Source organism: Mycobacterium sp. NPDC006124 (genome assembly GCF_040614235.1).
Lineage (GTDB): Bacteria > Actinomycetota > Actinomycetes > Mycobacteriales > Mycobacteriaceae > Mycobacterium.
The window spans coordinates 23,787-48,323 of sequence record NZ_JBEXUA010000022.1; the positions used below are offsets into that span (position 1 = coordinate 23,787).

General features: G+C 67.7%; 20 protein-coding genes. 14 read left to right on the forward strand and 6 right to left on the reverse strand.

Features of this window, described 5'->3' with window-relative positions; translation table 11 throughout:
• The 3 genes from ABZ195_RS27010 to ABZ195_RS27020 all read left to right on the forward strand — a co-directional run bounded on the left by ABZ195_RS27010 (position 1) and on the right by ABZ195_RS27020 (position 5,002).
• Positions 1-2,199 (forward strand): adenylate/guanylate cyclase domain-containing protein, encoded by a 2,199-nt coding sequence (locus tag ABZ195_RS27010; protein ID WP_355222968.1) that lies wholly within the window; start codon positions 1-3, stop codon positions 2,197-2,199.
• On the forward strand, positions 2,196-3,599 hold the full coding sequence (locus ABZ195_RS27015; protein ID WP_355222969.1) for a mechanosensitive ion channel family protein: 1,404 nt from the start codon (positions 2,196-2,198) through the stop codon (positions 3,597-3,599). Before ABZ195_RS27010 ends, ABZ195_RS27015 begins: the two co-directional genes overlap by 4 nt.
• Positions 3,600-4,009: 410 nt before the next feature.
• The gene (locus tag ABZ195_RS27020; protein ID WP_355222970.1) at positions 4,010-5,002 is read left to right on the forward strand and encodes an alpha/beta hydrolase family protein; all 993 of its coding nucleotides are present in this window, start codon (positions 4,010-4,012) and stop codon (positions 5,000-5,002) included.
• A gap of 115 nt (positions 5,003-5,117) precedes the next feature.
• Here ABZ195_RS27020 and ABZ195_RS27025 read toward each other — a convergent pair whose 3' ends face one another.
• Complete coding sequence (locus ABZ195_RS27025; RefSeq protein ID WP_355222971.1) at positions 5,118-5,351, reverse strand: hypothetical protein; 234 nt, start codon at positions 5,349-5,351, stop codon at positions 5,118-5,120.
• A 324-nt stretch (positions 5,352-5,675) separates the two neighbouring features.
• Here ABZ195_RS27025 and ABZ195_RS27030 point away from each other — a divergent pair, with 324 nt between their 5' ends.
• On the forward strand, positions 5,676-5,972 hold the full coding sequence (locus tag ABZ195_RS27030) for a hypothetical protein (RefSeq protein WP_355222972.1): 297 nt from the start codon (positions 5,676-5,678) through the stop codon (positions 5,970-5,972).
• Here the strand turns inward: ABZ195_RS27030 and ABZ195_RS27035 are convergent.
• Entirely contained in the window at positions 5,969-7,438 is a 1,470-nt protein-coding gene (locus tag ABZ195_RS27035) for a HAMP domain-containing sensor histidine kinase (RefSeq protein WP_355222973.1), read from the reverse strand. The two genes, ABZ195_RS27030 and ABZ195_RS27035, sit on opposite strands and share 4 nt — an antisense overlap.
• Positions 7,435-8,220 (reverse strand): response regulator transcription factor, encoded by a 786-nt coding sequence (locus ABZ195_RS27040; RefSeq protein WP_355222974.1) that lies wholly within the window; start codon positions 8,218-8,220, stop codon positions 7,435-7,437. Before ABZ195_RS27040 ends, ABZ195_RS27035 begins: the two co-directional genes overlap by 4 nt.
• A 331-nt stretch (positions 8,221-8,551) precedes the next feature.
• Between ABZ195_RS27040 and ABZ195_RS27045 the strand changes: the two genes are divergently transcribed.
• The 3 genes from ABZ195_RS27045 to ABZ195_RS27055 all read left to right on the forward strand — a co-directional run bounded on the left by ABZ195_RS27045 (position 8,552) and on the right by ABZ195_RS27055 (position 13,272).
• On the forward strand, positions 8,552-10,723 hold the full coding sequence (locus ABZ195_RS27045; RefSeq protein ID WP_355222975.1) for a bifunctional SulP family inorganic anion transporter/carbonic anhydrase: 2,172 nt from the start codon (positions 8,552-8,554) through the stop codon (positions 10,721-10,723).
• Positions 10,724-10,925: 202 nt separating this feature from the next.
• Positions 10,926-12,260, forward strand: a complete 1,335-nt coding sequence (locus tag ABZ195_RS27050) for a hemolysin family protein (RefSeq protein WP_355222989.1) — start codon at positions 10,926-10,928, stop codon at positions 12,258-12,260.
• Entirely contained in the window at positions 12,253-13,272 is a 1,020-nt protein-coding gene (locus tag ABZ195_RS27055; RefSeq protein WP_355222976.1) for a hemolysin family protein, read from the forward strand. Before ABZ195_RS27050 ends, ABZ195_RS27055 begins: the two co-directional genes overlap by 8 nt.
• Here the strand turns inward: ABZ195_RS27055 and ABZ195_RS27060 are convergent.
• Positions 13,253-14,197 carry an NADP-dependent oxidoreductase gene (locus ABZ195_RS27060; protein ID WP_355222977.1) on the reverse strand — a complete coding sequence of 315 codons (945 nt, stop codon included), beginning with the start codon at positions 14,195-14,197 and terminating at the stop codon, positions 13,253-13,255. The two genes, ABZ195_RS27055 and ABZ195_RS27060, sit on opposite strands and share 20 nt — an antisense overlap.
• A 90-nt stretch (positions 14,198-14,287) precedes the next feature.
• Between ABZ195_RS27060 and ABZ195_RS27065 the strand changes: the two genes are divergently transcribed.
• Complete coding sequence (locus tag ABZ195_RS27065) at positions 14,288-14,917, forward strand: VC0807 family protein (protein ID WP_355222978.1); 630 nt, start codon at positions 14,288-14,290, stop codon at positions 14,915-14,917.
• Positions 14,918-14,979: 62 nt separating this feature from the next.
• Entirely contained in the window at positions 14,980-17,301 is a 2,322-nt protein-coding gene (gene lon / locus ABZ195_RS27070) for an endopeptidase La (RefSeq protein ID WP_355222979.1), read from the forward strand.
• A 25-nt stretch (positions 17,302-17,326) separates the two neighbouring features.
• On the opposite strand, the gene ABZ195_RS27075 is transcribed toward lon, so the two are convergent.
• Positions 17,327-17,713 carry a hypothetical protein gene (locus tag ABZ195_RS27075; RefSeq protein WP_355222980.1) on the reverse strand — a complete coding sequence of 129 codons (387 nt, stop codon included), beginning with the start codon at positions 17,711-17,713 and terminating at the stop codon, positions 17,327-17,329.
• Positions 17,714-17,893: 180 nt separating this feature from the next.
• Between ABZ195_RS27075 and ABZ195_RS27080 the strand changes: the two genes are divergently transcribed.
• The 4 genes from ABZ195_RS27080 to ABZ195_RS27095 all read left to right on the forward strand — a co-directional run bounded on the left by ABZ195_RS27080 (position 17,894) and on the right by ABZ195_RS27095 (position 22,583).
• On the forward strand, positions 17,894-18,916 hold the full coding sequence (locus ABZ195_RS27080) for an LLM class flavin-dependent oxidoreductase (RefSeq protein WP_355222981.1): 1,023 nt from the start codon (positions 17,894-17,896) through the stop codon (positions 18,914-18,916).
• Positions 18,917-18,928: 12 nt separating this feature from the next.
• Entirely contained in the window at positions 18,929-19,252 is a 324-nt protein-coding gene (locus tag ABZ195_RS27085; RefSeq protein ID WP_355222982.1) for a TfoX/Sxy family protein, read from the forward strand.
• 113 nt (positions 19,253-19,365) lie between these two features.
• Positions 19,366-20,016, forward strand: coding sequence for a hypothetical protein (locus ABZ195_RS27090; RefSeq protein ID WP_355222983.1), 651 nt, complete (start codon positions 19,366-19,368; stop codon positions 20,014-20,016).
• Positions 20,016-22,583 (forward strand): DUF87 domain-containing protein, encoded by a 2,568-nt coding sequence (locus tag ABZ195_RS27095; RefSeq protein ID WP_355222984.1) that lies wholly within the window; start codon positions 20,016-20,018, stop codon positions 22,581-22,583. Before ABZ195_RS27090 ends, ABZ195_RS27095 begins: the two co-directional genes overlap by 1 nt.
• Here ABZ195_RS27095 and ABZ195_RS27100 read toward each other — a convergent pair.
• Entirely contained in the window at positions 22,580-22,816 is a 237-nt protein-coding gene (locus ABZ195_RS27100; RefSeq protein WP_355222985.1) for a hypothetical protein, read from the reverse strand. The two genes, ABZ195_RS27095 and ABZ195_RS27100, sit on opposite strands and share 4 nt — an antisense overlap.
• A gap of 528 nt (positions 22,817-23,344) precedes the next feature.
• Here ABZ195_RS27100 and ABZ195_RS27105 point away from each other — a divergent pair.
• Positions 23,345-24,537: ABC transporter substrate-binding protein (locus tag ABZ195_RS27105; RefSeq protein WP_355222986.1), on the forward strand; the 1,193-nt coding region annotated here is incomplete at its 3' end.

Below are 24,537 nucleotides of genomic sequence, written 5' to 3' on the forward strand. Positions count from 1 at the left end.
ATGACGACCTCGACAGATGACGACGCGCAGGTGGGGACGGCCGACTCGACCGCATCGGCCAGGCGCAGCCGCCGCAGGCTGATGTCGCGCGTCAGCATCCAGTCCAAGCTCCTGGTGATGCTTCTGCTGACGAGCATCCTCTCGGCGGCCGTCGTGGGCGCCATCGGCTACCAGTCGGGACGTAACTCGCTGCGGGCGTCGGTGTTCGACCGGCTGACCGAGATCCGGCAATCGCAGAGCCGCAGCCTGCAGAACGGCCTGCAGGATCTGAAGAACTCTCTGGTGGTGTACTCGCGAGGGTCGACGGCGACACAGGCCATCGGCGACTTCACCGCCGGTTTCGACCAACTCGCGACCGCCACCGTCGACCCGGCGCGCGAACAGGCTCTCGCGGAGTACTACACGAAACGCTTCGCCGTGGACGAGGCCGCTCAAACGGGCGCGGACGTCGACGTGGCGGCGCTGCTGCCGACCTCCGGAGCGGCGGCGTACCTGCAGTCGCTCTACACCGTGCCGTTCGGCGCCTACGACGAGCCCACCGCCGACTGGGACCGAGCGATCGCCTACGACGACGCGCGCGACGGCAGCGCTTGGTCGGCGGCGAACGCCCGCTACAACGACTTCTTCCGCGAGATCGTCACCCGCTTCAAATTCGAGGATGCCCTGCTGCTCGACACCCGCGGCAACGTGGTCTACAGCGCCTACAAGGGCGTCGACCTCGGCACCAACATCCTCACCGGGCCCTACAAGGGAAGCAAACTCGGCGACGCGTTCCAGGAGGCGGTCGACTCCAACGCCGTCGACTACGTGGGGCTGACCGACTTCGGCGACTATCAACCCGCCACCGAACCGACGGCCTGGTTCGTGTCACCGGTCGGACCGCAAGGCCGGGTCGAAGGCGTGTTGGCGCTGCAGTTCCCGATCTCGAAGATCAACCAGCTGATGACGTTCGACGGTCAATGGGAGCGGTCTGGAATGGGCCAGACGGGAGAGACCTTCATCGTCGGCCCCGACGATTTGATGCGGTCCAACTCGCGCCTGTTCATCGAGGACGCGAAGGCCTACGAACGCGACGCCGTCGAGGCGGGCACGCCACCCGACGTCGCCCAGGACTCGATTCGCCAGCACGGCACCACGCTCGTCCAACCGGTCGCCACCGAGGCCACCAAACTGGCGCAGCAGGGCCAGCGGGGAACGTTGATCGCCGATGACTACCTTGGTCACGAGACGCTACAGGCCTATGCGCCGGCCGACATCCCAGGACTGCGGTGGGCGGTGGTGGCCAAGATCGACACGTCCGAGGCGTTCGAGCCCGTCTCGGCATTCACCAGACGGCTGGTGCTCTCGACGGTGGGCATCATCTTCGTGGTCTGCATCGCCGCGATGCTGCTGGCCCGGTTGTTCGTGCGGCCGATCCGGCGGTTGGAGAGCGGCGCGCAACAGATCAGTTCCGGCGATTACGGCACGACGATCCCGGTGGCGTCCCGCGACGAATTCGGGGATCTGACCGTGGCGTTCAACGACATGAGCCGAAACTTGGCCATCAAGGAGGATCTGCTCAACGAGCAGCGACGCGAGAACGACCGCATCATGCTGTCGTTGATGCCCGAGCAGGTGGTGGCGCGCTATCGCGAGGGCGAGGAGACCATCTCCCAGGACCATCAGGACGTCACCGTCATCTTCGCCGACGTCGTCGGTCTCGACGAACTGTCGGCGGGCCTGAGCTCCGCGGAGTCGCTGGCCATCCTGAACAAGCTGGTGCGGCAATTCGACGCTGCGGCAGAGAGTCTGGGGATCGAGCGGGTCCGATCGCTGCGCAACGGGTACCTCGCCAGTTGCGGGCTGAACGTACCGCGCATCGACAACGTCCGGCGCACGGTCGACTTCGCCGTCGAGATGAACCGCATCGTGGACCGGTTCAACGCCGAGGGCCGTCACTCCTTGCGTCTGAGGGCGGGCATCGACACCGGCCGGGTGAGCAGCGGACTCGTCGGCAGGTCCAGCGTGGCCTACGACATGTGGGGCGCCGCGGTCGATCTCGCCTATCAGGTGCAGAGCGGTTCGCCGCAGCCCGGGGTCTACGTGACGGCCGGCGTCTACGACGCGATGCGCGACACCCGCGAGTTCACCCCGGCCGGCGAGGTGACGGTGGGCGAGGAGTCCCAACCCATTTGGCGGCTCGGGGAGCGTCAGTCGTGACCAGGGTGGTCGACTCCTCCTGGTTCTACTGGGCGGTCGGCGTGGCGATCGGACTGCCGATCGGCTTGGTCGTGCTCACCGAGATTCGGGTCGCCCTGGCTCGCCGCGGCAGCGGTCTGGCCCGCCCGGTCGGGTTGGTGCGCAACTACATCCTGCCGTTGGCCGCGCTGCTGTTGCTGCTCATCAAGGCCACCGAGGTGCCCGCCCAGGCAACACCGGTGCGCATCCTCGCCACCGTGCTCGGCTTCGTCCTGCTGGTACTGATGCTCTCGGGATTGAATGCGACGCTCTTCCAGGGCGCGCCGGAAGGGTCCTGGCGCAAGCGAATTCCGTCGATCTTCCTCGACGTCGCCCGCTTCGTGGTGATCGCCGTTGGCTTGGCGGTGATCTTCTCCTACATCTGGGGCGCCAACGTCGGAGGCCTCTTCACCGCGCTCGGCATCACCTCGATCGTCTTGGGCCTGACCCTGCAGAACTCGGTCGGGCAGATCATCTCGGGTCTGTTGCTGCTCTTCGAGCAGCCCTTCCGGATCGGTGACTGGGTCGACGTGACCTCGGCGAGGGGCCGCGTCGTCGAAGTCAACTGGCGCGCAACCCACATCGACACCGGCAGCGGTCTGCACATCATTCCGAACTCGGTGCTGGCCGCGGCGTCCTTCGTCAACCTGAGCCGCCCGCCCGGCGAGCACTCCATCACGGTGAAGACCACCTTCGCCTCCAACGACCCACCCGACGACGTGTGCGCCCTGCTGACCCAGGTGGCGAGCGCTCTGCCACATCTGCGGCCCGAGTCCGCACCATCCAGCGTCACCAGCGGCGCCGGGGAGTACACCACCGCCATACCGCTACGCTCCCCCGCCGACGACTCCGTCACGCGTGCCACGTTCCTGCGATGGCTCTGGTACGCGTCTCGGCGGGCAGGATTGCGGCTCGACGAGGTCGAGGACGACTTCGGCAGCGAGAAGCGCCTCGAGACGTCGATGCGGATGCTCGCACCGACGTTGCGACTGAACGACGACGACCGGGAGTCGTTGACCCCGAGCATTCGGCTCACCCGCTATGGCGCCGACGAGGCGATCCAGACCCCCGGCACGGTGCCCAAGCGGATGACCTTCATCGTCAGCGGCCGGGTACGCCTGGTCGCCCGTGGCACGGACGGTGAGATCGTGCCGGTTCGCACGCTGGAGGAAGGCGATTTCCTCGGCGCCAGCACCTTGACGCGCGAACCCGTGACCGGCGGGGCCTATGCCCTCGGCGAGGTGACGGTGCTGCAGATCGAGCGGGCCGACATCGAGGAGCTGGTGGCGCGAAAGCCCCTGCTGCTGCAGGAGATCGGCCGCACCATCGAGGAGCGCGACGCGGACGTGCGGCGCGCGCTCGCCGTCACGACCGCCGACTGACCGGCTCTGGCGCCCGCCGTCGAGTTTGCTAGATTCGACGCCCCCGTCATCGAACGCCCGGGTGACGGCCCACTCGGTTCGGGTCGCCCTGGGGTCGGACGGCACGGCGCGGGTTCACTGATTGACGCGTATACGCAGTTCAGCGCATCGGGGCCGACGCCTGACGTGACGGGGCGCGATACCACCGGAACCACACTGACCACTTCAATCACACAGGTCACAGGCCAACTAGGCCCCAGGCCCGGAGCGAAGGTCTCTGCCCCGAGTCGGAATCGTTAGCCAACCGCGACGTCACCAGACGGTGTCGAGGGCGGTGTCGAACCACATCCACGTGATTCACTCTCTTTCGAAGAGCAACGGCGATTGCTTGAAGACATGAGAAGCAAAGAGAGAGGCGGTCTGTTGCCGTTATGAAGTTCGACAGAATGATTCGTGGTACGTGGTTGCGCCGGTTGGCCGTTGGCCTGATGGCAGCGGTGACCTTGCCCGGGCTGATCGGCTTCGTCGGAGGATCGGCGACGGCTGGGGCGTTCTCTCGGCCGGGTCTGCCGGTCGAATACCTGATGGTGCACTCCGCCGCGATGAACCGTGACATCAAGATCCAGTTCCAGGGTGGCGGACCGCATGCCATCTACCTGCTCGACGGTCTTCGTGCCCAGGACGACTTCAACGGCTGGGACATCAACACCAGCGCCTTCGAGTGGACCTACCAGTCCGGCCTGTCGACGGTGATGCCCGTCGGCGGCCAGTCCAGCTTCTACACCGACTGGTACCAGCCTTCACAGGGCAACGGCCAGGACTATACCTACAAGTGGGAGACGTTCCTCAACCAGGAGCTGCCCGCCTACCTGGAGGCCAACTACGGTGTCTCGCAGACCGGCAACGCGGTCGTCGGCCTGTCCATGGCCGGTGGTAGCGCGCTGACCTACGCGATCTACCACCCGCAGAACTGGATCTACGCCTCGTCGCTGTCGGGCTTCCTCAACCCCTCCGAGGGCTGGTGGCCGATGCTGATCGGGCTGGCGATGAACGACGCCGGCGGCTACAACGCCGAGAGCATGTGGGGCCCGTCCAGCGACCCCGCCTGGAAGCGCAACGATCCGATGGTCAACGTCAACCAGCTCGTCGCCAACAACACCCGCATCTGGATCTACTGCGGCACCGGTACGCCGTCGGATCTCGACACCGGTGACGGCGGCAACCTGATGTCGGCGCAGTTCCTCGAGGGCTTCACGTTGCGCACCAACCAGACCTTCCGCGACAACTACATCGCCGCGGGCGGCACCAACGGTGTGTTCAACTTCCCGGCCACCGGCACGCACAGCTGGGGCTACTGGGGTCAGCAGTTGCAGCAGATGATCCCCGACGTCCAGCGGACGCTGGGAGCTCAAGCCTCCGCCTGACGGAGCACTGAGGAACCAGGAAGGGCCCTGACACACACCGTGTGTCAGGGCCCTTCGCCGTTGGTCGACAACGGTTCTCGCGCCGTCGGTGTGGCGGTCACCCGCCTGCCGAACATCAATCGAAGAACATGAACGGCGCCGGCGAGGAGAAGTTGCCGTATGAATTGGGCGACGAGACCGACGGCGGTTGCACGACGATCGCGTTGTGCCCCTTCTTGTCGGTGATGGTGGCACGACCGTTGTCGGTGACGGTGCTGGGGTTAGCGGCAGCGCCGGCGATCGGGGCCGCGGCAATGGCCGCTGCGGCGAATCCGGTCATCAGGCTGGCTGCGACGTAACGCATCTTCATCTTCTACTCCCTTACTCGGTGCCTCGAGATTCCCTCTCGGCTGACAAGATCCAATTTACCGACAGCAGACCATCTTTCATCATCTGCGACGCCGTTCATGCGAAACACAAATGTAACTCGGCACCCGAGCCGCCAAACATGTGAATCCGGCCTGAACCGCACACGGCCGTTGCCGTGCCGACACCGTGAATATCGATCAAAGATGTTGTTGGACAGTCATTTTCGTTCCACGAATTGAATTCCCCTCCTGCCCGGGGTAGTTCGGCACCGCCCTAGGCTGGTAGCCGAAGTACGAAACAGACCCACGGACAAAGGAGTTCACAGATGACGAAGATCGGGATCTCGGCGGCGGCCTTCGGCTTCGCAGCCGCACTGGGACTCGGCTTGGCTGCCCCCGCTACCGCGAGCAACGTCGGCTCGACCGCCGACACCATTGCGCAGCTCGAAGCCCAGGGGCACCATGTTCAGCTCAACGGCTCGACGGGTGCGGTGCCACTGTCCCAGTGCAAGGTCACCGGCATGAGCGGCTTGAACGGGTCCAACTACGACGAGTCGGGCAACAAGATCGACCCCGACCTGCACAGCACGGTCTACGTCGACGTCGTGTGCCACAACCCCTAGCGTGTCTCCTCGGCGGGAGGCAGCAGCACCGTGAACTCCGTGCGGCCCGCACTGGATCGGGCCGACACGGAGCCACCGTGGGCCTCGGTGATGGATGCCACGATCGACAGACCCAGGCCCGTCGACTCCGGCTGGTCGGCACGCGCCCGACTCCCCCGGACGAACCGCTCGAAGAGCTCCGGAAGCAACTTGGCGTCGATACCCGGGCCGTCGTCGGTGACGGTCAACCGCACCCTGGTCCCGGCGTCGTCGGTCACCAGCCGCAATGCGGTGGTGATCGTGGTCCCCGGCGGCGTGTGGTGGCGAGCGTTGGACAGCAGGTTGCTCACCACCTGATGGAGCCTCGCCCGGTCACCCATCACCCACACGGGCTCCTCGGGCAGGTCGACCGGCCACTCATGGTCCGGCGAGGAGACGATGGTGTCGTTGACCGCGTCGGCGACCAGACCGGTCAGGTCGACCCGCTGGATCTCCAGACCCTGCCTCTCGTCGAGCCGGGACAGGAGCAGCATGTCGCCCACCAGGGCCGTCATCCGGCGTGACTCGGATTCGATGCGCGCCAACGCATATTCCGTCGTGGGCGGCAGCGCCGCGCTCTCCTGACGGGTCAGCTGGGCGTATCCGTGGATGGCGGCCAGTGGCGTGCGTAGTTCGTGACTGGCGTCGGTCAGGAAGCGGCGCATGCGTCGATCGGACATCGCACGGGCGGCCAAGGCAGAGTCGATGTTGGCCAGCAGACGGTTGAGCGTCTCGCCGACGATGCCGACCTCGTTGTCGGGATCGGAGTCGGCTTGCCGCACGCGTGTGGTGATGCGGTGATCCTCGTCGGCCAGCGGCATCTTGGCCGCCCTCGCCGCGGTGGCCGCAACCCGGCGCAGCGGACGCAGCGCCCAGCGCACCAGCAGCACGGTGCCGACGCCAGCCAGCAGTGCCGCCACCACCGTCATGACGACGACGGCGACCGTCTTCGAGGCCACCACCTTGTTGGCACTCTCCATCGAGACCGCCGACACCAGCCGCCTGCCGTCGGCCGCCTCCGTGCTCGCGGCGCGGTATCGGCCCAGCCCGTTGAGTTCGACGGTCTGCGGCTGATCGGTGTTCCACGCCGTGGACTGCAGTGAGTTGACCGCCGGGCCAGGTGTGGGATCGGTGTCGCCGTCGGAGAACAGCACCGAGTCGACGACCGAGTCCCCGTCCATCACCGCGATGAGCGTCCCCGGGGCCTGACCGGTGAAGTCGGTCAGCGGCTCGCCGTCAGCGTCCGACGGACCCTTGCTCAGCTTGTCGTAGGAATGCTCGAAGGCGGCCAGCGAGTGTTCGACCTCGGCGTCGCTCATCGTCGTCATGTAGGTGTGCAGGCTGTAGACCGAGAGCGCACCGGTACCGAACGTGACCACGGTGACGAGCACGGCGACGCCGCCGACGAGCTGCCTACTGAGCGTCCGGGGACGCCACCACGGGGTCACTGAGGTGGCCGAATTTGGTATCCCACACCGCGAATGGTGTGAATCAACGGCTCGCGACCGCGGTCGATCTTCTTTCGAAGGTAGGACACGTAGAGGTCGACGATGCTCGTCCGGCCGCCGAAGGAGTAATTCCACACCTGCTCGAGGATCTGCTCGCGCGTCAACGCCCGGCGCGGATTGCGCATCAGGTACCGCAGCAGGTCGAACTCCGTGGTCGTCAGCTCGACGCGCTCGCCGCCGCGAGTCACCTCGCGGCTGGCCACGTCTAGGGTGAGGTCGGCGACGTGGAGCGTCTCGTCCTCGGGTTCGTCGACCGACGCGTTGGGGTCGACGCCGCGGCGCAACAGCCCGCGCAACCGCAGCACCAGTTCCTCCAGGTCGAAGGGTTTGGTGAGGTAGTCGTCGGCGCCGGCGGTCAGGCCGGTGACGCGATCGCTCACGGAGTCGCGCGCGGTCAGGAACAGCACCGGGGTGTAGGTGCCCGCGGCCCGAACCCGCTGAAGGATCCGAAGGCCGTCGACGTCGGGCAGCATGATGTCCAGCACCAGGATGTCCGGATCGGTCGCGGCGAACTTGGTGAGCGCCTCGCGCCCGTCGTGGGCGACGTCGACCTCCCATCCCTCGTACTTCAAGGCCATGGTGACCAGGTTGGTCAACGCGCGCTCGTCGTCGACCAGCAGTACCTTGATCGCGGACCCGTCCGGTCGACGGATTGGGGGCAACTGGCCCAGCACGGCCGAGCGGGGTTGCCGGGTGCCGGTGTTCATCGGCGTCGTCGTCATATCTGCGAGTGTCCCGACGATCGGCGCAGCTGTCACTGAACTCACAGGTTCTTCTCATGTTCGGCCCCGGCGGAACGCCCCGGTCGTGCGCTCGTCTCGATTCGTACTCCATTGTCACTCAACGTCTTCGGTCGTACCCGATCGGCGCCGACGGCGCTCGACGATGTGACGGCCCCAACACCGGTCGACCGGTCGAGTCTTTGCATTCTCTATGCGTCGCAGCGATGTCATTGCCGCGTCACATCACGATTAATACTCTCGCACTTGTCAATTGACCTGCATCTCGCCATTTGAATTGCAGGAGAATCGCTTTCGCCTACGTCAATACCCGATGTCGCGAACCAATCAGCAGAGGCGGCCGACCCCCGGCAGCCGTCACCGACAGGAGCTCGACATCAAGGAACGCTCGGAGGCTTCGCTCCCCCAACGCATCGGTCCCATTCTCCGGCACGACCTGCCCGCGTCGCTGGTGGTGTTCCTGGTGGCGCTGCCGCTGTCGTTGGGCATCGCGATCGCCTCGGGCGCTCCCGCGCTGGCCGGCCTGATCGCGGCGGTGGTGGGCGGCATCGTCGCCGGCGCGCTCGGCGGATCACCGCTGCAGGTCAGCGGGCCGGCAGCCGGTCTCACCGTCATCGTCGCCGGCCTCGTCGGCGAGTTCGGCTGGAAGGTGACCTGCGCCATCACCGTTGCGGCCGGCGTCCTGCAGGTGCTCTTCGGGTTGAGCAAGGTGGCGCGCGCCGCGCTGGCGATCTCGCCGGTGGTGGTGCACGCGATGCTGGCGGGCATCGGACTCGTGATCGCACTACAACAGGTCCACGTATTGCTGGGAGGCGCATCGCAGAGTTCGGCGTGGGCCAACGTGACGGAACTGCCAGGACAGGTGCTCGGTGCGCACGGCCCAGGGGTGATCCTGGGTGTGCTCGTCATCGCCATCCTGGTGGGCTGGAAACGGGTCCCGGGGCGGCTCGGCAAGGTGCCGGGCCCCCTGGTCGCCATCGTGGCGGCGACGGTGGTCGCGGTGGTCTTCCGGTTCGACGTCGACCGCGTCACCTTGGACGGATCGCTGCTCGATGCGATCGCACTGCCGAGTCTTCCCGAGGGCAAGTGGGGCACCTTCGCCGTCGGCGTGCTCACCGTCGCCCTGATCGCCAGCGTGGAGAGCCTGCTCTCGGCGGTGTCGGTCGACCGGATGCAGAACGGTCCACGCACCAACTTCGACCGCGAACTGATCGGCCAGGGTACCGCCAACATCGTGTCGGGCACCCTGGGCGGCCTACCCGTGACGGGCGTGATCGTGCGGAGTTCGACGAACGTGGCGGCTGGCGCACGGACCCGCGCCTCTGCCGTCATGCACGGGGTGTGGGTGTTGGTGTTCGCGCTGCCCTTCGCCGGGCTGGCCGAAAGGATTCCGATGGCCGCCCTCGCCGGCCTGCTGATCGTCGTCGGCATTCAGTTGGTCAAGCGGGCGCACATCGAAACCGCCCGCCGCACAGGTGACATCGCGGTCTACGCGGTCACCGTCCTCGGCGTCGTCTTCCTCAACCTGCTCGAGGGCGTGCTGATCGGACTGGCGCTGTCCATCGCGCTGACGGTCTGGCGCGTGGTCCGCACACGCATCGTCGCCGAATCCGTCGCCGAATCCGTCGGCGGCGACGGCGGCGCGTGGCGCATCGTGATCGAGGGCTCGTGCAGCTTCCTGTCGCTGCCCCGCCTCACCAGTGTGCTGGCCTCGGTGCCACCGGGTGCCAGGGTCACCGTCGACCTGTCGGTGGACTTCATCGACCATGCGGCCCACGGTGCGATCGCCGACTGGCGTCGCCAGCATCGCGCCTCGGGTGGTTCGGTGGACATCCGCCAGCACGGCACGGTCGAGATGGACAGTGCGCTCGACGGACCGCCGGTTCGCGACATCCCGAGCCGGACGTCACCGTTGGTCGAACCGCTGGCCCACGCGCAACGACCCGACACGTTGTTCATCACCTGTACCGACTCGCGCATCGCGCCCGACCAGATCACCGGCAGCGGCCCCGGGGACCTGTTCACGGTGCGCAACGTCGGCAATCTCGTACCCGAACACCAGACCGACGCGTCGACCGAGGCGGCCCTGGCGTTTGCGGTGGAGAAGATGGGCGTCTCGACGATCGTGGTGTGCGGGCACTCCAGCTGCGGGGCCATGCACGCCCTGCTGAGCGCCAAGGCCCCCCGCAGCCAGGGTGAGCAGCACATGTCGAGATGGCTCGACAACGGCCGGAACGCGGTGGCGGCATTCGACGGCGGTGCGCATCCGGTCGCGCGCTCCGCGGCCGACGCCGGCTTCGGGCCCGTCGACCAGCTGAGCATGGTCAACGTCGCCCAGCAGGTCGCCGCCCTCACTCGGCACCCGATGATCGAGGAGGCCTACCGCCGGGGCGACGTCGAGGTCTACGGCATGTTCTACGACGTGTCCACCACGGCGGTGCTGCGCGTCACGCCGACGTCGGTGAATTCCCTGGAGTTCGCCTGAGGCGGCAGCCGAGGTGATGCGCCTCGCCGTAGCCGACGGCTCGGCGTTGCTGAGAGTCTCTCAGCGACGGGAACTCTCGGGTCGGCTCGATCGTCTACACAGTTGAGACCCCGTCGAGACCCACCCACCCGAAGAGAGCGATGAGACGCGCGCCGCGCCCACCCAGACGAACTGATACCGAACTCGACCGCGCGGGAGCGCAATCGTGACCGCGATCCTGACCCTGCTCGTCGGACTGCTCGTCGTGCTGGCGATCACGGCCCTCACCGGCTACTTCGTCGCCCAGGAATTCGCCTACATGGCCGTCGACCGGTCGCAGCTGAAGGCCCGCGCCGAGGCCGGTGACGGCGCGGCGACGCGAGCACTCGCCGTGACCCGCCGCACGTCGTTCATGCTGTCGGGCGCCCAACTCGGCATCACGGTCACCGGCCTGCTGGTCGGTTACGTCGCCGAGCCGCTCATCGGTGGCAGCATCGCCACCCTGGTGGGCGGCGACGTTCCCCGCGGCTGGTCGATCGCTGCGGGAGCCGTAGCGGCCGTGGTGTTCTCGACGGTAGTGCAGATGGTCTTCGGCGAGCTGTTCCCGAAGAACCTCGCCATTGCCCGGCCGGCACCGGTGGCCCGCTGGCTGGCCCGGTCGACGACGCTCTACCTGGCGGTGTTCGGTTGGCTCATCTCGATCTTCGACGCAGCCTCCAACGCCCTGCTGCGACTCCTGCGCATCGAGCCGGTGCACGACGTCGAGCATGCCGCCACCCCGCGCGACCTCGCGCACATCGTCGCCGAATCCCGCCGCTCGGGTGACCTGCCCGCCGAGCTGTCCACCCTGCTCGACCGGATCCTCGACTTCCCCACTCGCACTGCCGAACACGCGATGGTACCCCGTACGCGAATCGACGTGGTCGGCGCCGGGGAGTCCGTCGCCGCAGTGCTGTCGAAGACGTCGACGGGTCACAGCCGTTATCCCGTGACCGGTGACTCCACCGACGACCTCCTCGGGGTGGTCCGGTTGCACGACCTGCTGGGTGCGCCGCCCGACGACCGCGTCGCATCGCATTGCCGGCCCGCGGTGATCGTGCCTACCTCACTGCCGTTGACGGCCGTGCAGGCACAGCTCGTCGAGGCCGACGACGAAATGGCGCTCGTCGTAGACGAATACGGCGGTTTCGCCGGGATCGTGACCGTGGAGGACATGGCCGAGGAACTCGTCGGTGAGATCGCCGACGAGCACGACCCCCCATTCCAGGACATCGTCGCCGTGGACGGCGGCTGGCACGTCGGCGGGCAGGCACACGTGGACGAAGTCAGTCGGGCCCTGTCGGTCGACCTGCGCCGACACGACGCCGAGACCCTGGCCGGACTGGTGGTGAGGGCGTTCGGCGGGTTGCCGGCGGTCGGCGACGTCGTCGAGATCGCCGCCGGCGACGGAACGTCGGAGGTGTTGACCGCCGAGGTCCGCACCGTGGAACGACACGTCCCCGCAGAACTCTTCGTGTCCGTCGGGCGAACCTCGCACACGGGATCACGCCATGAATGACCTCGCCGTGATCGTGTTGGTGTCCGCGGGGCTGATCGCCGCCAGTGCGTTCTTCGTCGCCGTGGAGTTCGCGTTGATCGCTGCCCGCAAGCATCGGTTGGAAGACATTGCGACGCAGAGCCGCTCGGCCCGCGCCGCCCTGCGCAGCTCGTCGGAGTTGTCCGTCCTGCTCGCCGGGTCCCAGCTGGGCATCACCGTGTGCACACTGCTGTTGGGAGCGGTGACCAAACCGGCCGTACACGACTGGCTCACCCCGCTGATCGCGTCGTGGGGGTCGCCGTCGTGGGTGGCCGACGCCGGCGGGTTCGTGCTGGCCTTGACCGCGGTGACGTTCCTGCACCTGGTGGTCGGCGAGATGGCGCCCAAGTCGTGGGCCATCGCGCATCCCGAGCGATCAGCGGTGCTGCTGGCGATTCCCATGCGCGCCTTCATGTGGGTGACCCGACCGGTCATCGTGGGTCTCAACCACGTCGCCAACTGGTGCCTGCGCCGCGTCGGGGTCGAACCGGTCGACCACGTCTCGACCGGCCAGGATCCAGAGACCCTCAGGCACCTGGTCGAGCACTCGGCGACGGCGGGCACCCTCGACGAGCAGTACCACCGACGGCTCAGCGGGGCGCTGCAACTCCAGGGATTGGAGGTCGGCGACATCGTCGACGCCGGCCGTGACCCGGTCGAGGTGTCCGCGCAGGCGACGGGGCGCGACGTTCAAGAGGTGTCCCACCACACCGGGCACATGCGTGTGGTGGTGCGAGACGGCAGCGACGCCGTCGGGGTGGTGCACGTGCGTGACACCCTGGCCGCGCCGGACGTGGCGGCGGCGAGCCTGATGCGCCCGGCACTGCAGTTGGCCGCGACGACGCCCGCCTATACGGCGCTGACGACCATGCGTGACGCCAGGACCCACGTGGCGATCGTGTTCAACGGCGACGGCCGCGAGACGGGGCTCGTCACCATGACCGACGTGCTGGCCCGCCTGATGCCGGAGCCGGTTACGGCCGCCGATCGGTGACCAGGACGATCTTTCCGCGTGAATGTCGTTGCTCGAGAGTCCGATACGCCTTCCGAACGTCCTCGAGCGGGAACACTCCGGCAAGGGGCACCTCGAGGTCACCGGCGGCGATCTGCCCGGCCAGTTCGGCGAGCACCTCCGCGGTCGAGGCCTCCGCACTGCCCTCGACCTTGACCCCGTACCGCTCGACGGCGGCGAAGTCGATGACGGTGTCGACCCGTTCGGGCGCGACACCGAGCTCCTCCACCGCTAGTTTCACGTACCCGCCGCCGAACAGGTCGACGAAGGCGTCGACCCGGCCGGTCGCACTAGACGACGCCGCTTCCCGCAGGCGGTCGGCCAGACCGTCCCCGTAGTTGACCGGAATGACGCCGTGGTCGGCCAGCCAGTCGTCGTTAGCGGGTCCGGCGATGCCGAGAACCGTTGCGCCCGTTAGTCGTGCGAGCTGTACGGCGAGGGTGCCGACGCCGCCGGCCGCCGCGGACACGGCGACCACGTCGCCGGCGGCCACGTTGACGGACCGGACGGCAGCGTAGGCCGTCGACCCCGCGACGTAGAGGCCGCCCGCCACCTCCCAGGACACCGCGGCCGGCTTGTGCGTCAACTGTTCGGCTGGCACCGCCACGAACTCGGCGTGGCTGGAACGTCCGAACGAGAATCCGAGCACCTCGTCCCCCAGCGCGAACCCCGTTGAATCGCTGCCTAGCTCGACAACGACACCGGCGAGATCGCTGCCCTCGCCGGAAGGAAACGTGGCGGGATACCGGTCGTGCAGAAGACCCTGGCGGATCATCGCCTCGCCGGGATTGACGCCGGCCGCCTTCACCTCGACGAGCACCTCGCCATCCGCCGGCACGGGACGCGGGACGTCACGTACGTCCAACACGTCGACGTCGCCGTATTCGTCGAATCGAACTGCCCTCATCGTGGTTTCGGTCACGAGAGCTACGACGGGTGGGCCGCCGGGTCTATTCCCCCACAGCGAGTTAACAGGTGACGTACATAGAGTGGGAACGTGAGCCAACAGGCCCCGGCACAGCGCCGTTCGATGCGCCCGTTGTTCCAGACGATCCTGCTCGACGTGGCGCCGCCATTGGTCGCCTACTACGGGCTACGCGCACTGGGTGTCTCGGAGTACGTCGCCCTGTTGTCGGCGACCGTATTGTCGGGGGTCCGAGTCGTCTACGGCGTGATCAAGAGTCGCCGGCTGGATCCCTTCGCCGCCTACCTGCTGCTGACCTTCGGCCTGAGCCTGGCCGTCGGACTGGCCACCACCGACCCCAAGCTGATCCTGGTCGGCAACACTCTCGTCAACGGTATCGGCGGGCTGCTGTTCCTCGGCAGTTGCGTCGTCGGCATGCCGCTGACCCAGGTCGTTGGCGAGCGGTTCCGCCCCGCCGGGGAGGCGGCGCCCACGCCGGAGGAGGCCCGGCGGATTCGGCGGGTGCACGTTCTGCTGTCGGCGATGTGGGGAGTCGGCCTGTTGGTCGAGGTCGCCATTCGGCTGATGGTGATCTCGCGCCTGTCGGTCGACGCCGCCAACGGCGTGAACTCGGCGATCACCCTGCCGGTCATCGGCATCCTCGTATTGGCGACTGTCGTGATCGGCCGCCGGGCCGCGGCGGCCGCCGAATCCACCGCCTGAGAGTCGGGAACAAACCACCCCCACCCACAGTTGAGCGCAACAGGCTTAACTTTGGAGGATGGATGTCAGACAACATCGCAGTGCCGGTCTTGTTCGTCAGCGAACCGATCGTCCTGCCAGGAATGGTCGTCCCGATCGAGCTGGACGAGGCCGCACGCGCCGCGGTCGACGCCGCGCAGGCCAGTGAGAGCGGCAAGCTGCTCATCGCTCCCCGGCTGGAGGACCGCTACCCCACCTATGGCGTGATCGCGTCGATCGTGCAGGTTGGTCGCGTCCCCGGCGGCGGTGCGGCCGCGGTGATTCGTGGTGAGAAGAGAGCCCACATCGGCTCCGGCACCACCGGACCCGGTGCGGCCCTGTGGGTCCTGGTGGATGAAGCCACCGAGCCCGAGATCACCGACGAAACCAGGACGCTTGCCGCGGAGTACAAGAAGCTGCTGCTGGCCATGCTGCAGCGCCGCGAGGCGTGGCAGATCATCGACGTGGTCAACAAGATCACCGACCCGTCGGCATTGGCCGACACCGCCGGCTATGCGTCGTACCTGACCGACGTCCAGAAGCGTGAGTTGCTGGAGACCGAGGACGTGGCGCAGCGGTTGCGGCTGCTGATCGACGTCACCGCAGAGCATCTCGCCGAGACCGAGGTCAACGACAAGATCGCCGACGACGTGCGCAGTGGCATGGAGAAGACCCAGAAGGAATTCCTGCTGCGTCAGCAGCTGGCCGCGATCCGCAAGGAGCTCGGCGAGGGCGAACCCGACGGATCCGACGACTACCGCGCGCGCGTGGAGGCCGCCGACCTTCCCGAGAAGGTTCGCGAGGCCGCGCTGCGCGAGGTTGGCAAGCTGGAACGCTCGAGCGACCAGAGCCCCGAGGGCGGCTGGATTCGGACGTGGTTGGACACCGTGCTCGACCTGCCGTGGAACGTGACGACCGAGGACTCCACCGACCTCGAGTCCGCACGGGAGATACTCGACGCCGACCACCACGGGCTGGACGACGTGAAGGATCGCATCGTCGAATACCTGGCCGTGCGGGCCCGTCGTACGCAGCGGGGTCTGCAGGTCGTCGGCGGCCGGGGTTCCGGTGCGGTGATGGTGCTGGCGGGTCCTCCCGGCGTCGGCAAGACGTCGCTGGGTGAGTCGGTGGCGCGGGCGTTGGGCCGCAAGTTCGTTCGCGTCGCCCTCGGCGGTGTGCGCGACGAGGCCGAGATTCGAGGTCACCGGCGCACCTATGTCGGCGCGCTACCCGGCCGGCTGGTCCGTGCCATTGGCGAGGCTGGGTCGATGAACCCCGTCGTGCTGCTCGACGAGATCGACAAGGTGGGTTCGGACTACCGAGGCGATCCGAGCGCGGCGCTGCTGGAAGTCCTGGACCCGGCGCAGAACCACACGTTCCGCGACCACTACCTGGATCTAGATCTCGACCTGTCCGACGTCGTGTTCCTGGCGACGGCGAACGTGATCGAGAACATCCCGTCGGCCCTGCTGGATCGGATGGAGTTGGTGCAGATCGACGGGTACACCGAGGACGACAAGGTTGCCATCGCCCGTGACTTCCTGCTGCCGAGGCAGCGGGAGCGCGCAGCGCTGACCACCGAGGAGGTCGCGGTCACCGACGAGGCGCTGCGCAAGATCGCCGCCGACTACACCCGTGAGCCTGGCATGCGCCAGTTCGAGCGGCTGTTGGCCAAGGCATTGCGCAAGGCGACCACGAAACTCGCCGACGGTGCTGACGCCTTGATCATCGACGAGCCCGATCTCGTTGGCTACCTTGGCCGTCCGCGCTTCACACCCGAGTCCGAGGAACGCACCGCGGTGCCCGGCGTGGCGACCGGTCTGGCCGTCACGGGCTTGGGCGGTGACGTGCTGTTCATCGAGGCGAACTCGAACTCCGGTGACGCAGGTCTGCAGTTGACGGGTCAGCTGGGTGACGTGATGAAGGAGTCGGCGCAGATCGCGCTGTCCTACGTCAAGGCGCACGCCGAGCAGTTGGGCGTCGACCGCGCGGAACTGGATCGTCAGATTCACGTGCACTTCCCGGCGGGCGCGGTGCCCAAGGACGGTCCGTCGGCGGGCGTCACGATGGTGACGGCGCTGGTGTCGATGGCCACCGGCCGCAAGGTTCGCGGTGACGTCGGGATGACCGGCGAGGTCACGCTGAACGGTCGGGTGCTCCCGATCGGCGGGGTGAAGCAGAAGTTGCTCGCCGCGCAGCGCAACGGCCTGAAGACGGTGTTCATCCCGGCTCGCAACGAGCCGGACCTGGACGACGTCCCGGCCGAAGTGCTTGCGGCGCTGGATGTCCGACCGATGACCGACGTGGCCGACATCGTCGCACAGGCACTTGAGCCGGTGGCGGACGCGGCGGAGGTCGCGGCCTGACCAATGGCACGCACAGCGGGGTCGACTACGGTCGGCCCCGCTGTCGTGTGCCGAACCGTCGGTGCAGTTGCTGCTTCGAGACGCCGAGGACGTTGCCGATCTCACTCCACGAGTACCCCGCGGCCCGAGCCGCCAGGACCGCTGCGTCGTACCGAGTGCGGGCGTCGGTGAGGGCGTCGCGGGCTGCGCCGAGTTCCACCCTGCAGCGGCCGTCGAGGAATTCGACCATGACCGGGTCGGGCTCCGCGGACTCCTCAACGAGGATCAGATCCTCGAGGTCGTCGAAGTCGTCCGGATCACCGGGATCGGAGGATCTGGCTGCGTCCAGGTCGATTCCGAATTCCTCGGCCGTGCGCCGGCGGATCTTCTCCATCTCGGGGTCGTTGACCCACCAGGGCGTCGGTGCCGTCACGAACGCAGTATGCGAGGGAGGTCTGACAGCATGGCCGGGTAGCACCCGCCAGCCCGACCCACCACCACCCCACACACCGTCACCAACCGTTGACGAACGTCATCAAATGATGACGCCCCCGACCGCGCCACACCCCCACACCCGCCACCCCGACCCACTCCAAGCCAAGGAGACGACCACGTGCCCAGACGCGGAGACCCGTTGCGCAAGCTCGGATTCCTCACCATCGGCCGATTCGACGAGAACGACCCCGGCCCGGGCATCGAGGAGACCCTCGAGGTAATCGAACGCGCCGAGGCGCTGGGCTTCGACAGCGTGTGGCTGCGTGACCGGCACCTCCAACCGGGCATCTCGAGCCCGGTGGCGATCATGGCCGCGGCCAGCCAACGCACTTCGCGCATCGAGCTGGGCACCGCCGTCATCCCCCTGGGCCTGGAGAACCCGTTTCGACTCGCCGAGGATCTCGCCACCGTCGACGTCCTCTCCGGTGGCCGCGTCAACCCCGGGGTCTCGGTCGGCACCCCGATGATGTACGACCACTACAAGGCCGCGCTCTACCCCGACACTCACGAGCTCGAGGACTTCTCCAAGGACCGTGTGCTGCGCCTGCTGCGTGCCCTTCGCGGTGAGCCCGTCAGTGACTTCGAGGGCGTCGTCGGCATCGAGCACTTCAGCCGCCGCGTGCAGCCACACTCCCCCGGACTCGCCGACCGGGTCTGGTACGGCGGCGGCCTCGAATCGGCGAAATGGGCTGGCACCCAGGGCGTCAACTATCTGACGAGTTCGGTGGTCAGCACCGACGGAACCGAATCCCTGGACTTCGCCACCATCCAGGGCGAACAGATCGACGCCTACCGCGCAAACCATCCACGACCCGAGAGTGCGCGCGTGTCACAGGGATTGGTGATCATCCCCACCGACTCGGCCACCGACGACCAGACCCGGCGCTACCGCGAGTATGCGGCGAGCCGATTCGAACGCACGAAGACGCCCCAGGGCCCGAAGCACATGCTGTTCTCCCCCGACTACGTCGGCACGTCCGACGAATTGGCCGACCAACTCCACGAGCACGCCGGGTTCCAGCGCGCCGACGAGATGGCCGTCGCTCTCCCGTTCTCGTTCGAGGAGGCCGACTACCGCCAGATCGTCACCGATCTCGCAGAACGTCTCGGACCACGGCTGGGCTGGACGCCCAGCACGTGAGAACCTGGACGCGTGGCCTACGACGAAGACCTGGCGAACCGCGTTCGTGAGCTCGTCGGGGGCGCCGAGGAGCGACGGATGTTCGGCGGTCTGGCCTTCCTGGTCGGCGGCAACATGGCCGTCTGCGTCAGCGGTCAGGGCGGGCTGATGGTCCGCGTTCCCGCCGAGGAGACCGAGGCGCTACTCACCCGTGAGCACGTCGAGCCGATGGTGATGGCCGGACGGGAGACCCGCGGCTGGATCCGCGTCGCCACCGATGGTCTGACGACCACGCGCCAACTGCGCACCTGGGTGGAGCGCGGCACCCGCCACGCCGCCAGCTTGCCCGCCAAGTAACGCACCGCGACGCGGCTGCCTGAGCTGGCGTTCTGAACCCCCGCCGCCCCGATGGGCCACAATGGTCGGCGTTCCGTGGACGGCAACGTGCGAACCACCGAAGGGAATGCGTCGTGAGCGTCGAACCCGACGAACTGACCGGCACCAAGCAGGCCGTGCTCCTGGTTCTGATGGCCGAATCGCGGCCCGTGCGCAATCCCGAGTTGGCGACGCTGGGACCGGAACTGAAGAAGGTCGATCGCGACGAACTGGTCCGCAGGGGTCTGATCGAGGTGACCACCGAAAGCAGAACGATGGTGCTCGAGCTGACCGACAAGGGCTGGGCGACGTGCGCCAAGCTCATCGGCGCGCAGACGCCAGAACGCCCCTCGGGTCAGGGCAAGACCCTCTACACGCTGCTTCGGGCGTTGCGCCGCTACCTCGACCGGGCCGACCTGGCTCCCGGTGACGTCTTCGTCCCCCTCGACGAGGACGCGCCGGCTGATGAGCCGGACGCGATCGGCGATCAGATCGAGGCTAGGGTCCGCACCGCCTACGTGCGGCTCGCGGCGCACCACGGCGGCTGGGTGGACCTGGTGCGTCTGCGCGACGAACTGTCCGACGTGTCCAGGCACGACCTGGACGCCGCGCTGACCAAGATGTACCGCATCCCCGGCGTCAGCCTCATCCCCGAGGAGAACCAGAAGGTGCTCACCGACGCCGATCGGGCTGCCGCCGTGTCGATCGGTGCACAGGACAAGCACCTGATCGCGATCGAGTCGTGATGGATCCCAGGGAACGCGACGCCCTCAAGTCGCTACGGTTGTCCTTCGCGCCGTCGGCCGACGACCTGTGGAACGCCCAGGGCGCCTTCCACGTCCCCGGCGTGCACGACAAGGCCCTCGAACAGGTCATGGACGCCTTCGCCGACGCTGACCGTCATCCGGAGTCCAGCCCGCTGGGCGTGGTGGTCCGAGGCCAGGCGGGCTCGGGCAAGACCCACCTGCTGGGGCAGGTGCGCGAACGGGTCCAGGCCGGCGGCGGGTTCTTCTTCCTGCTGCAGCTTCTCGACGCGACGAGCTTCTGGGAGTCTGCTCGCAGCAGCATCCTCGAGAGCCTTGGCCGCCCCGGCGTCGACCGCGAGACTCAGCTCAAGCAGCTGTTGTGGCAGCTGGCGTCGGTGGCGCACGTGTCTCGCGCCGACCGTCGTGCGATCGCCGGTGAGGACGAACTGACGCCTGAAGTCCTGGCGTCCTTCGTCAACGCACTGCACCGGGTGGAGCCGCAGACCGTTCGACCCGCCCATCACACGCTGCGCGCGCTGGTGCTACTCGGTGCGACGGACCTCGGCGTGCAGGACGTCGGACAGGCCTATCTGAACTCCGCCGAGGACGTCGACGACACCGGCCGCAGGACCTGGGGCATCGGGGTGTCGACGCTGACGCCACAGGAATGCGTTCGCGACATCTCGCGCCTCGTCGCGCTCGCCGGACCCGCCGTCATGGCGATCGACCAGATCGACACCCTGCTGGCGCAATCGGCCACGTCGACCACGGGGCGCGACGACGGCGTGACGGACAACCGCGACCTCGAACACGTCGCCCACGGACTGATGTCGGTCCGGGAGACGATGCGGCGCACCGCGGAGGTCGTGGCCTGCCTCCCGTCGGTGTGGGAGTCGATCCGATCCAGGGCGACGGCCACCGTGGGTGACCGGTTCCGGGTGACGACGACTCTGGAGGGCTTGCCGAGCGCCGACGTCGGACGGGCGATCCTGGAACGCCGCTTCACCGCGAGCTACCGGGAGGTCGACTTCACCCCGCCGTACCCGAGCTGGCCGATCCTGCCGTCGGCATTCGACGACGCGCCGGAGTACACCCCGCGCCGACTGCTGCAGCGGGTCGACGCTCACGTGCGGGCGTGCCTGGACAACGACGTGGTGGAGGAGCTGACACACCTCGCCGACACCATCGACACCAGCTCCCGGCAGACAGGCGAAGCACCCTCGGAGACAACCGATCTGGATCGCCGGTTCGCCGATTACCGTCGTCGAGCGGTGGGTGCGGCGGCACTGGACCCCGAGGGCGAGGACACCACGGTGCCCAGCCTGCTGTCCGCGGTGCTGGACGCATGGATCGTCGAGCGCGGTGACGTCGAGCAGACATTCTCCCTCGACCCGCCGCCCGGCAAGCAGGTCCGGTTGCACAGCCGGTTGAGGGAGCGCCTCGACGCCGCGACCGACGACGAGCGCCACTGGGCCTTCCGGGCCATCGCCAGCACGCATCCGATCTCGGTGCAGAACCGCATCAAGAATGCCTGTGTGGCAGCGGGTTTCGGCTCCAACGCCGACCGGCGTCAGCTGTTCCTGTTGAGAAACGATCCATGGCCCAGCGGCACGAAGACCGCGCAGACGGTCGCCGACTTCGAAGCCGCAGGCGGGCGCACGCTCACGCTGTCCGAGGACGACCTGCGCACCGCATCAGCGCTGCGGGACTTGGTCGACGACAACCACCCCGATCTGGTCGGCTGGCTGGTGTCCCGCAGACCGGCGCACGGGGTGACGTTCCTCCGCGAGGCGCTCGGCGACGATGCGGGACCGCTCCCGCCCAACATGCCCGAGGTGGTCGACCAGCCCGAGGACGAGCCTGCGCCGGACATCGAACCGTGGGCCAAGCGTTCGAAGAGTCTGAAGCGCGAGCCCCTTCGAGACGAGCCGACGACGGCGATCCCGTTGGGCGTCGACGACGCCTCGGGTGACGCGCTCGACGTGGAGCTGTTGGCATTGCGCAAGCACACCGCGATCTTCGCCGGCTCCGGATCCGGCAAGACGGTGCTCATCCGCCGGATCGTCGAGGAGTGCGCGCTGCGCGGCGTCTCGTCGATCGTGTTGGACCCCAACAACGACCTGGCGCGGCTGGGCGCACCGTGGCCGGAGCCGCCGAGCGGCTGGCGGCCGTCCGACACGCCCCGGGCCGCCGACTACCTGGCCAACACCGAGGTGGTGGTGTGGACGCCGGGTCGCGGTGGCGGCAGACCGCTGTCGTTTCAGCCGCTACCCGACTTCGCCAGCGTCGTCGACGACCGCGACGAGTACGAGGTGGCCGTCGAATCCGCCTTCGCCGCACTGGAACCGCGCGCACTCATCACCGGCAACACCCCCAAGGCCAACTCCCGGCGCGCGGTCCTGCGGCAGTCCCTGCAGTGGTACGGCCGGCGGCCGTCGACGTCACTGGAGGGTTTCCTCGACGTCTTGGCATCGAACAGATCGGGCTGGCGGTCGCGCAAATGGACGAAGTCACCCAGCAGAACGCGGCGCTCGTCGAACAGGCGGCTGCGGCCGCGTCGTCGCTAGACGAGCAGGCGGCGCGCCTGCGGGCCGCCGTATCGGTCTTCCGGCTCGCTGCGTGACGGCTTCGTGCCGCTCACTGCCCGCCAGCGCATCACCCCCGCCGCCTTCACGCCACGCCGGCACACGCCCGGCGTGCGCGCCGACATGCCGGTGATGTGCCGGTGACGGACGCGTCGCCGCCTGGCGGCGCGGTTTCTGACGGCTGCACTGGCCAGGTTTCCGGGCAGCCCCGTCATCCTTCCGCCTTCCCCCAAAGCCGTTCCGATCGAGCGGCATTCTTCTGAACTTTCCCGCGCGGCGCACCGTCGCGATCCCCATCGCCGACGCCCGTGCGGGCGGCGATCTGTCGCGACGCACCGCTCGTTTCGGCCGTCGTCGGCAGGCGCGCACGCATTCGACACAAACGTGTGGTTTGCGCGAGCCAAACGCGCGCCGGATGCCGAACGGGCAATTTTGTCGGCGCAATCTGCGGCGGCTGCGGCCTTACGATTTCCTGCATCGACACGGGTTCGGCAGCCGCCGCGACACGCCGCCGGGCACACGGCGACACGTGCGCGCACGCAGCTAATCATGCTGCGCAGGCCACCCAAAACGGTCGATTCGTATCGTGCGGGGCGCCCGAATCGCGACAAACCGCATTTTGGCGATGCTTAAATGAATTGCATGTGTACGACGTCGCGCCCGCCACCAGCAAGCGGGCGCGGCGGGACTGAACAACCACGCTGGACCCTTGGACCTACTTCCCACAGTCAGGAGCAGTTCGGATGAGCGACGATATCGACAATGGCGGCAAGGGCGGCATCACGCGCCGCGACATGATGAAGGTCATGGCGGCGGGCGGCATGATGGCCGCCGGCGCCGGCGGACTGCTGATGACCCCCGGCGCTGCATTCGCCGCGCCCGCGCCGAAGCGTGGCGGCAAGATCCGGGTCGCGAACGAAGCCGGCTCGACGGCCGATACGCTCGACCCGGCCAAGGGCTCGACGGGCGCGGACTACACGCGCTTCTTCATGTTCTACAGCGGCCTCACGCAGCTCGACGCGAGCCTCACGCCGCAGATGAACCTCGCCGAATCGCTGCAGACGACCGATGCGAAGACGTGGATCATCAAGCTGCGCAAGGGCGTCACGTTCCACGACGGCAAGCCGGTCGGCCCGGCCGACGTGGTGTTCTCGCTGATGCGCCACAAGAACGCGGCCACCGCGTCGAAGGTCAAGACGCTTGCCGAACAGTTCGCGGACGCGAAGGCGAGCGGCCCGGACGAAGTCACGCTCACGCTCACCAGCGCGAACGCGGACCTGCCGGTGATCCTCGCGACGCCGCAGCTCGTGATCGTCAAGGACGGCACGACCGACTTCTCGACCGGCATCGGCTGCGGCCCGTACAAGCTGAAGTCGTTCAAGCCGGGCGTGTCGACCATCGGCGTGCGCAACGACAGCTACTTCAAGCCGGGCAAGCCGTATCTCGACGAGATCGAGCTGATCGGCATCAGCGACAGCGCCGCGCGCCTGAACGCGCTGCTGTCGGGCGACGTGCACCTGATCAACGCGATCGACCCGCGCTCGACGCAGCGGGTCTCGTCGACGCCGGGCTACGCGCTGAAGGAGACCAAGTCGGGCCTCTATACCGACCTGATCATGCGCAGCGACAACCCGATCGTCTCGAGTCCCGATTTCGTCGAAGGGATGAAGTACCTGTTCGATCGCGAGCAGCTGCGCACGTCGGTGTTCCGCGGCTACTCGGTGATCGGCAACGACCAGCCGATTCCGCCGGGGCACCGCTACTTCAACGCGTCGCTGCCGCAGCGGGCGCACGATCCGGACAAGGCGAAGTTCCTGCTCCAGAAGGCGGGCGCGCTCGGCGCGACGTTGCCGCCGATCTATGCGACGTCCGACGCGAACGGGTCGATCGAGATGGCCGTGCTGCTGCAGCAGGCCGGCCAGAAGATCGGGCTGAA

Excerpts from the sequence above, each read along its gene's own strand:
- ABZ195_RS27010 (WP_355222968.1), top strand. The coding sequence starts at position 1 with ATGACGACCTCGACAGATGACGACGCGCAGGTGGGGACGGCCGACTCG.
- ABZ195_RS27020 (WP_355222970.1), top strand. The coding sequence starts at position 4,010 with ATGAAGTTCGACAGAATGATTCGTGGTACGTGGTTGCGCCGGTTGGCC.
- ABZ195_RS27025 (WP_355222971.1), bottom strand. The coding sequence starts at position 5,351 with ATGAAGATGCGTTACGTCGCAGCCAGCCTGATGACCGGATTCGCCGCA.
- ABZ195_RS27030 (WP_355222972.1), top strand. The coding sequence starts at position 5,676 with ATGACGAAGATCGGGATCTCGGCGGCGGCCTTCGGCTTCGCAGCCGCA.
- ABZ195_RS27040 (WP_355222974.1), bottom strand. The coding sequence starts at position 8,220 with ATGACGACGACGCCGATGAACACCGGCACCCGGCAACCCCGCTCGGCC.
- ABZ195_RS27045 (WP_355222975.1), top strand. The coding sequence starts at position 8,552 with ATGTCGCGAACCAATCAGCAGAGGCGGCCGACCCCCGGCAGCCGTCAC.
- ABZ195_RS27055 (WP_355222976.1), top strand. The coding sequence starts at position 12,253 with ATGAATGACCTCGCCGTGATCGTGTTGGTGTCCGCGGGGCTGATCGCC.
- ABZ195_RS27060 (WP_355222977.1), bottom strand. The coding sequence starts at position 14,197 with ATGAGGGCAGTTCGATTCGACGAATACGGCGACGTCGACGTGTTGGAC.
- lon (WP_355222979.1), top strand. The coding sequence starts at position 14,980 with ATGTCAGACAACATCGCAGTGCCGGTCTTGTTCGTCAGCGAACCGATC.
- ABZ195_RS27095 (WP_355222984.1), top strand. The coding sequence starts at position 20,016 with ATGGATCCCAGGGAACGCGACGCCCTCAAGTCGCTACGGTTGTCCTTC.
- ABZ195_RS27100 (WP_355222985.1), bottom strand. The coding sequence starts at position 22,816 with ATGACGGGGCTGCCCGGAAACCTGGCCAGTGCAGCCGTCAGAAACCGC.